7 protein-coding genes and 1 riboswitch are annotated in these 8106 nt (G+C 37.8%); of the genes, 6 read left to right on the top strand and 1 reads right to left on the bottom strand.

What is annotated here, in order from left to right; translation table 11 throughout:
• The coding region (dnaE, locus tag VMW81_04935; GenBank protein ID HUU50282.1) for a DNA polymerase III subunit alpha at positions 1-2910 on the top strand (2910 nt) is incomplete at its 5' end.
• 16 nt (positions 2911-2926) lie between these two features.
• Positions 2927-3889: an acetyl-CoA carboxylase carboxyltransferase subunit alpha gene (locus tag VMW81_04930; protein HUU50281.1), complete on the top strand. Its 963-nt coding sequence runs from the start codon at positions 2927-2929 to the stop codon at positions 3887-3889.
• A gap of 46 nt (positions 3890-3935) precedes the next feature.
• Here VMW81_04930 and fbp read toward each other — a convergent pair whose 3' ends face one another.
• Positions 3936-5045: a fructose-1,6-bisphosphate aldolase/phosphatase gene (fbp, locus tag VMW81_04925; protein HUU50280.1), complete on the bottom strand. Its 1110-nt coding sequence runs from the start codon at positions 5043-5045 to the stop codon at positions 3936-3938.
• A 167-nt stretch (positions 5046-5212) separates the two neighbouring features.
• On the opposite strand from fbp, the gene VMW81_04920 reads away from it, so the two are divergent.
• The 4 genes from VMW81_04920 to VMW81_04905 all read left to right on the top strand — a co-directional run.
• On the top strand, positions 5213-5824 hold the full coding sequence (locus VMW81_04920) for a response regulator (GenBank protein HUU50279.1): 612 nt from the start codon (positions 5213-5215) through the stop codon (positions 5822-5824).
• Between the two features lie 61 nt (positions 5825-5885).
• A riboswitch (cobalamin riboswitch) is annotated at positions 5886-6071 on the top strand.
• Positions 6072-6154: 83 nt separating this feature from the next.
• Positions 6155-6679 (top strand): bifunctional adenosylcobinamide kinase/adenosylcobinamide-phosphate guanylyltransferase, encoded by a 525-nt coding sequence (cobU, locus tag VMW81_04915; protein HUU50278.1) that lies wholly within the window; start codon positions 6155-6157, stop codon positions 6677-6679.
• A gap of 11 nt (positions 6680-6690) precedes the next feature.
• On the top strand, positions 6691-7752 hold the full coding sequence (gene cobT / locus VMW81_04910) for a nicotinate-nucleotide--dimethylbenzimidazole phosphoribosyltransferase (GenBank protein HUU50277.1): 1062 nt from the start codon (positions 6691-6693) through the stop codon (positions 7750-7752).
• A gap of 14 nt (positions 7753-7766) precedes the next feature.
• The coding region (locus VMW81_04905; GenBank protein HUU50276.1) for an adenosylcobinamide-GDP ribazoletransferase at positions 7767-8106 on the top strand (340 nt) is incomplete at its 3' end.

Genomic DNA, 8106 nt, shown 5'->3' with positions numbered 1-8106 from the left:
AAGATAAATCAGGGATTGATCAATTTGAGCAAGAGCCTTGAAATTCCTTTAGTGGCAACAAATGACTGTCATTATCTTGAAAAAGAGGATTCAAAGGCCCACGAGATTCTGTTGTGCATCCAGACTGGAAAGACCATCAACGATGAGCAGAGGATGTGTTTCGCCTCGGACCAGTTTTACTTTAAATCTCCCGAGGAGATGAAAGAACTTTTTTCACATATTCCAGAGGCAATTAAAAATACGCTGGAAATTAGTGAAAGGTGCAATCTAGAATTGAGGTTTGACGAGATCAATCTCCCCCATTACCCTGTGGTTTCTGGTTATAATGTTGATAGTTATCTCGAGAGGATTGCAAAAGAGGGTTTATCTGGGCTTTTGCAAGCAAAAAAATCTCGCAGAGGAAATAGTGAAGAGGATTTTGACGAAGAACTTTATTGGAGGAGGCTTGATGATGAGTTACATATCTTCAAAGAGATGGGATTTTCAGGATATTTTCTGATTGTGTGGGATTTTATCCGTTATGCCAAAGAAAATCATATTCCTGTTGGACCGGGACGTGGTTCTGTATCTGGTAGTTTAGTCTCCTATGCCTTAAGAATTACTGAGCTCGATCCTATCAAGTATGGTCTTTTGTTCGAGAGATTTTTAAATCCTGAGAGAATAAGCATGCCTGATATAGATATAGATTTTTGTATGGATAGAAGGGATGAGGTCATCGATTACGTTGTTAAAAAATATGGAAAGGAAAACGTAGCCCAGATCATTACCTTTGGCACCATGATGGCAAAAGGGGTTGTTAGAGATGTGGGCAGGGCATTAAATATGCCTTATGGAGAGGTTGATAAGATAGCAAAGCTGATTCCTAACAGGTTAAATATCACTTTGAGTGAGGCAATAAAAGAGGAACCAAGATTAAAGGAGTTACAAGAGAAAGATAATAATGTGAGTCTTTTACTTAAGACGGCGAAGGTTCTCGAAGGCCTGACAAGGCACGCTTCGACACATGCTGCTGGCGTGGTGATATCGCCGAAACCCTTGATGGAATATGTTCCCTTGTATAAAGGCACAAAAGGGGAGACGATTACGCAATATCCCATGAATAATATAGAAGACCTTGGTTTGCTAAAGATGGATTTTCTTGGTCTAAGAACATTAACGGTCATCAATAACACACTAAGCCTCATAGAAAAAAATAAGAAAAAGAAGATGAGATTAGAAGATATCCCTTTAGATGATAAAAAAACCTATACGTTGCTTGGTGAAGGGAATACCTTGGGGATATTTCAGTTAGAAAGCTCAGGGATGAGGGGTATCATAAAGAGATCTAAGCCAACCGTCTTTGAGGACATTATTGCACTAGTTGCGCTGTACAGACCAGGACCGCTAGGTAGTGGAATGGTCGAAGATTTTATCAAAAGGAAACATGGTGAGATCCCCATTAGATACGAACTTCCCCAACTAGAAGAGATTTTGAAGGAGACCTATGGAGTCATATTATATCAGGAACAGGTAATGAAGATTGCCAGCATGCTGGGAGGATTCAGCATGGGAAATGCCGATCTTCTCAGAAGAGCCATGGGTAAAAAGAAGCCAGATGTTATGGTCCAACAGAGAGAAAATTTTGTTAAGGGTGCGATAAAAAATGGGATTAGCAAAGCCAAGGCTATGAAGATTTTTGATTTAATGGAATATTTTGCTGGTTACGGCTTTAACAAATCCCATAGCGCATCCTATGCCTTAATCGCATATCAAACAGCATATTTCAAGGCCCATTATCCCCTAGAGTTTATGGCAACTCTATTGACAAGCGAAATGGATAATAGTGATAAGATACTCAAGTATATAGGTGAATGCAGGGATATGGAAATAAAGATATTACCTCCAGATGTAAATGAGAGCTTTAAAGATTTTACTGTTGTGGGAGATAGTATAAGGTTTGGCTTGGTTGCTGTAAAAAATGTTGGTCAGGGTGCTGTAGAGAATATTATAAGATCAAGGAAAGAAAATGGTCCGTTTCTATCTCTTTATCATTTCTGCGAGAATGTGGATTTAAGAGTCGTCAATAGAAGAGTCGTTGAGAGCCTTGTAAAATGCGGTGCCTTTGACTCGCTTGGATACAAAAGATCTCACTTAATAAGCATATTGGATAATGCGATAGAGATGGGGCAGAAAAGTCAAAGGGATAAGGAAAAGGGACAGATAGCTATGTTCGGGCTTGATTCTAAATCGACTCCTTTTGATGAGAGCCTTCTCTCAGAGATGGAGGAATGGGATGATAGACAGATGCTGGCCTTTGAAAAAGAGAGTTTGGGCTTTTACATTTCAAGACATCCTCTAGCGAGCTTTGAGAAGGAGATAAAAAAGTATACAAACACAACAACTCAAAAGCTCGTTGATATGTATAATGGTCAGGCTGTTAGTATTGCAGGTATTACAAATAGTATAAAGCGAAAGATTACAAAAAAGGGTGACCAGATGGCCTTCATTAATCTAGAAGACCTTTATGGTTCTGTTGAAATAATTCTCTTTCCAGAAGTATATAGAAATTCTATAGATATTTTGGAGACAGAGGAGCCAATAGTCGTTAAGGGGATTACAGATATAGAAGGTGAAAATGCTAAAATAATTGCAAAAAGCCTTATGCCTTTAAACAAGATCAGGGAAAAAAGGAATTCTTCAAAAGTTCATATTAATCTTTGCATTCCTTCATTAACAAGAGAGCTGTTTTTAAAATTAAGAAAGATTTTGACAGATCACAAAGGAGATTCTCCAGTATATTTACATCTTATTTCCCCAGAAAGAAAAGAGGTTGTTTTGTTAGTCAATAGTGATTTTTCTGTAGAAGTTTCAGATTTTATGATATCAGAAGTTAGGTCTCTTTTTGGCGAAGATGCTATTTCTGTGGAATAAAAATTAAGGAGGAAAAATGGCTTATCAAGGATTAGATTTTGAAAAACCAATTTACGAATTAGAAAGACGGATTAAAGAATTGAAACAGATGTCAGAGCAAGGGAATTTGGACTTTTTTGATGAAATTAAAAAGCTAGAAAAGAAAGCGAAAAAACAAATAAGAGATGTACATTCTAAACTCAATAGATGGCAAAGGACTTTACTTGCAAGGCATCCTGAACGTCCCTATACAATGGACTATATTAATTATATGATGACTGATTTTGTTGAGCTTCATGGCGATAGGAGTTTTGCTGATGACCATTCTTTAGTAGGGGGAGTAGCAAAACTTGATGGTATCCGTGTTGTGGTACTGGGACAACAAAAGGGGAGGGATACGAAAGAGAAAATATACAGAAATTTCGGAATGGCCCATCCTGAAGGTTATAGAAAGGCATTGAGATTGATGAAACTTGCCGAAAAATTCAATAAACCTGTCATCACTTTGGTAGATACTCCAGGTGCATTTCCAGGGATTGGTGCCGAAGAGAGGGGCCAGGCTGAAGCAATAGCAAGGAATTTAAGAGAGATGGCTGATTTGAAAGTTCCCATAATTGTTGCTGTTGTAGGTGAAGGGGGAAGCGGTGGTGCCCTAGCTATAGGGGTGGGGAATCGGGTTCTGATGCAGGAAAACGCGATTTACTCAGTAATATCCCCCGAAGGGTGTGCATCTATACTGTGGAGGACAGCTGATAAAGCCAAAGATGCAGCTGAGGCTCTAAAAATAACTGCTTATGACCTAAAAGAGCTGGGAGTCATTGATGAAATAATAAAGGAGCCATTGGGTGGTGCCCAGAGAAATCCCAAAAGGGCAGCCTCTACTTTAAGAAGGGCCTTAAGACGACATCTTAAAGAATTGAAAAAACTATCACCAGAAGAACTTATCGAGCAAAGATATAAAAAATATAGGGAGATGGGAAGATTTAAAATTGTCAAATAATCTTTCCCTTATATAGAGGCTCCCTTTTTTGATGTAGCGAGAATCCTTAATCTCTTACTTCAAATTTTTTCTCTAGTTTGTTTAGGTTTTCTACTATACCACCGTATTCTAACTCATCATATCCAAGCATTGCGCAACCTGAGAAACCTTGTTGCCTGATGTCTGTAGCCTTTTGAGAGACCTTTCCTCTGACGAAATCCCAGTAAGGATGATCAAAGGCGTCCGCTGGTTCGGTGAGTTTACCTTTATGGACACAAAAAGCAAGACAGCTGACTATAGGGGGTCCATCAAAGAATGATACGGGGGAACTCTTTTTAACAGGCATCATTGGTCCGCTATGGCTTCCTCTCATGAAACCAGCAACAAAGTGTCCTATACTGAAAGGAGAAAGGACCTCACCCGTGGCAGGGAATGCACCCTGTACCCTTACGACCATAACGGGGTCATCTTTTCCCGTATATTTGCCTGCAATATTATGAAGCCTCGTGGTACTTACGGAAACTGCCTGGTCAAGATTATTTCTTGAATGAATAGATTCAACAACAAACCTCTGGTTGTCTCTAAGAAGAGTAGCAATATCATAGATGTCTTCAGGGGCATTAAGCTCAATGATCCTATCCCCTTCAGTATAAGAGACATCCATAATTGTAAACTTGAATCCTTTACTCATTGATGGGGATAGCATGAGACCTGAGTTATGCATTGGGTCAGCAAAGCCTAAATATAAAGGTAAGTTATATGCTCCGGGATCTGTCTTGTCAGCAGCAAAGATCAAAAAAGGCTCATTTGGCCTTTCTTCAAATTCTATCTCAGCAACAGCAGGGCCCATACCTTTGACATTACCTGAAAATGAATCTTTTAGGAGATCTTGACCTGCACCATATAAACCTTGCTCTTTTGCTACAGCGGTTCCTTCTTTAAAGGCATCCCATGCCAATTTATGAATTTTTTCGTTTCCCGTCCCTAGATCATGGGAGAATATGATTGCGATGTCATCTCCTGTTGAACTTACATAAGAGTCTACGAATATTCCACCACCTTCATTTTCTATGTACTCTCTAACCCTATCTAATAACCTTTTACTCGGTTTAATGTGTCCTCCTATGCTTCCGATATCTGCCTTAATGATAGAAATTGTTGTTTTATTATCTGCCAAAGTGTTCACCTCCTCTTTTTATTTATTATAAAAATTTGATATCAATATATTAACAACATGTCAAGCACTATTTGCTTCCAATTGATAAAACCCAATTTTTAACTTGACATTTAACAGGGTTGAAATTACCATTTTTTTCTACTTCGATTTTAAAAGAATAAGTTAAAATGAAAGATACAAGTATATTAATTGTAGAAGATGATCCTTTGGTACTAAAGGGTTTTGAGATAGCTTTAAAAGAAGAGGGTTACCATGTAACCAGTATTAGAGATGGAAAAGATGCCCTCGAAGCAATTGAAAAGGATAAATTCCAGCTGATCTTAACAGACCTGATGCTTGGCGAAACAGATGGTATCAAAGTTTTAAGGAAGACGAAAAAGATATCTCCCAAAACACTCGTTGTGATTATCACAGGTTATGAATCAATGAATTCAGCCATTAAAGCCCTTAGAGAAGGGGCTTATGATTATTTAATAAAGCCGTGCAGAGACGTGGACCTAAAGATGACTGTAAAAAGAGGTCTAGAAAGATGGAGACTTGAAGAAGAACTTATGAAAGCAGAGAAATTAATAGCAGTCACCCAAACCGCTGTTACTGCTAATCACGAGATCAATAGTCCTCTTCAGACTATATTAATGAGTGCTGAGTTACTCCTGTTCGAGAGTGAAAATCTCAATAAAACAAGCAGAGATCGACTAGAGGTAATACTTAGCGAAACATTAAAGATTCGAGACGTGGTTAAAAGACTGACAAAGATGAGTGAATCTCTAACCAACTGAATATTTATTTAGCAAAAGGTTATACGAGCTTAAAAACAGATTTTTTAGTAATATACAATATAGAAAAGATCTTTCTAAAGCCATATTTGTATAAGCATTAAGGAAGATGGTGAGAAGCCATCACGGACACGCCACTGTAAACGGGGACGAAAGCCAAAAAACGCCACTGTATCTTCAAGATATGGGAAGGTTTGGCAATTAGATTGATCCGTAAGTCAGAAAACTTGGCTTATACATCCTTCACCAATGTCCTTCGATGTTTGAGGATGTGAAGACCTTGATACCCTCAACCTATTGAAGGTTGGGGGTTTTTTATTAGAGGGGTTTATTGTGTCAGGTAAACTTAAATTGATTTTAGGAGGAGCTAAGAGCGGGAAAAGTTCCTTTGCAATGGAACTTGCTGAAAAAATTCCTGGGGAAAAGATTTATCTGGCAACAGCCCAGGCTCTTGATGATGAGATGAAAGAGAAGATTAAAAGACACAAAAAGGATAGGTCATCTTCATGGGAGACGATTGAAGAGACAGAAGAGATTTCTAAAATATTAAAAGGCTTAAGATCTAAATGTAGTGTCGTTGTTCTTGATTGTATAACGCTTTGGTTATCAAATCTTTTACACAAGGGTTATGATGAAGGAGAAGTATTTGAGATAATAAAGAAATTTTTAGATACAGCTAAGAAGAATGATTACTCTCTTTTAGCAGTATCGAATGAGGTGGGCATGGGGATTGTTCCTAAAAATAAATTAGCCCGCCAGTTTAGGGATATTGCTGGAAAGATAAACCAAGAGATTGCCAAAGCAGCAGATGAGGTATATTTTGTATTCAGCGGAATTCCTAAAAAGATAAAACCATAAAAGGAATTTAGATGAAAAATATTATTAATAAAAAGATTAAAAAAATAAAGGGAATTGATAAGAAAATCTATCATAAAACAGAGCTTTTATTGGATCGTTTGACAAAACCTAAAGATAGTTTGGGAAGATTGGAAGAATTTGCTAAGAGATATTGTGCCATACGAGGGGAAGAATATCCAAAGATTGATAAAAAGGTTATTGTTGCCTTTGCTGCAGATCATGGAATAACAGAAGAAGGGGTGAGTGCATTTCCTAAAGAAGTGACTGTTCAGATGGTACTCAATTTTCTAAAAGGAGGAGCAGGAATTAATGTTTTAGCAAGGCATGTTGGGGCTGAGGTTCTTGTTGTGGATATTGGGGTTGAGCATGACTTTAAAAAAAGGAAGAATTTAATTTTAAACAAGATAAATTATGGAACAAAGAATTTTTCAAAGGGTCCTGCTATGAGTAGAAAAGAGGCTGAGGCTTCTATTGAACGTGGAATAATCATTGCCGATAAACTCAAATCTCATGGTTATCAGATTATTGGAACAGGAGATATGGGGATTGGAAACACAACACCTAGCAGCGCTGTTATTTCAGTAATGACTTCAAGTCATCCAAAAGATGTAACTGGCAGAGGCACAGGTATAGGGGATAGGGCTTATTTGAGGAAGATAAAGTTGATAGAAAAAGGTATCAAAATCAATAGACCTGACCCTACTGACCCCATTGATGTTCTTACTAAGGTGGGAGGTTTTGAGATAGGTGGAATAGCGGGATTAATCATCGGTTCTTCCGCGAATAGAATTCCTGTGGTTGTAGATGGTTTTATTTCTGGAGCAGGTGCTCTGATTGCCTTGAAATTAGCACCCAATGTTAAAGAATATATTTTCTTTTCCCATATATCTGAGGAAAAGGGGCACAAGGTTTTATTTGATTATCTTGGAGAAAAACCAATTTTGGATCTCTCATTACGTTTAGGAGAAGGAACAGGAGCAGCTCTTAGTATTTCTCTTATTGAGGCAGGTGTAAAAATATTAACAGAGATGGCGACGTTTGAAGAGGCTCATGTTTCTCAATCTAATAAATAAATTAAGAGAATCAAATGTTTTTGAATGATTTAAAAGTTTCCCTTCAATTTTTGACAATCTTACCTTCAGGGAAAAAAGAGATCAGAGAAGAAGAACTCGAAAGATCGATTCAATATTTTCCTCTAGCAGGCCTTATCTTAGGCCTCTTGTCTTATATTGTTTATATGATTCTTTCTTTATTACTGCCACGAGATCTCTGTGACATATTGGTTTTATTATTCTTGGTTTTGTTAACAGGAGGTCTCCATATGGATGGTCTTTCTGATACTCTTGATGGGATGGGTTTTGGAAAGGACAGAGAATCTTCTTTGAAGATTATGAGGGATAGTAGGATAGGTACTTTTGGTGCTATAG

This window comes from Nitrospinota bacterium (assembly GCA_035528715.1).
In the GTDB taxonomy this organism is placed as follows: Bacteria; JADFOP01; JADFOP01; order DATKYB01; family DATKYB01; genus DATKYB01.
This window is presented reverse-complemented; position numbering and strand designations above follow the sequence as displayed.

Coding starts and splice junctions, on each gene's coding strand:
- cobT (HUU50277.1), top strand. CDS start 6,691: ATGAAAAATATTATTAATAAAAAGATTAAAAAAATAAAGGGAATTGAT.
- VMW81_04930 (HUU50281.1), top strand. CDS start 2,927: ATGGCTTATCAAGGATTAGATTTTGAAAAACCAATTTACGAATTAGAA.
- VMW81_04920 (HUU50279.1), top strand. CDS start 5,213: ATGAAAGATACAAGTATATTAATTGTAGAAGATGATCCTTTGGTACTA.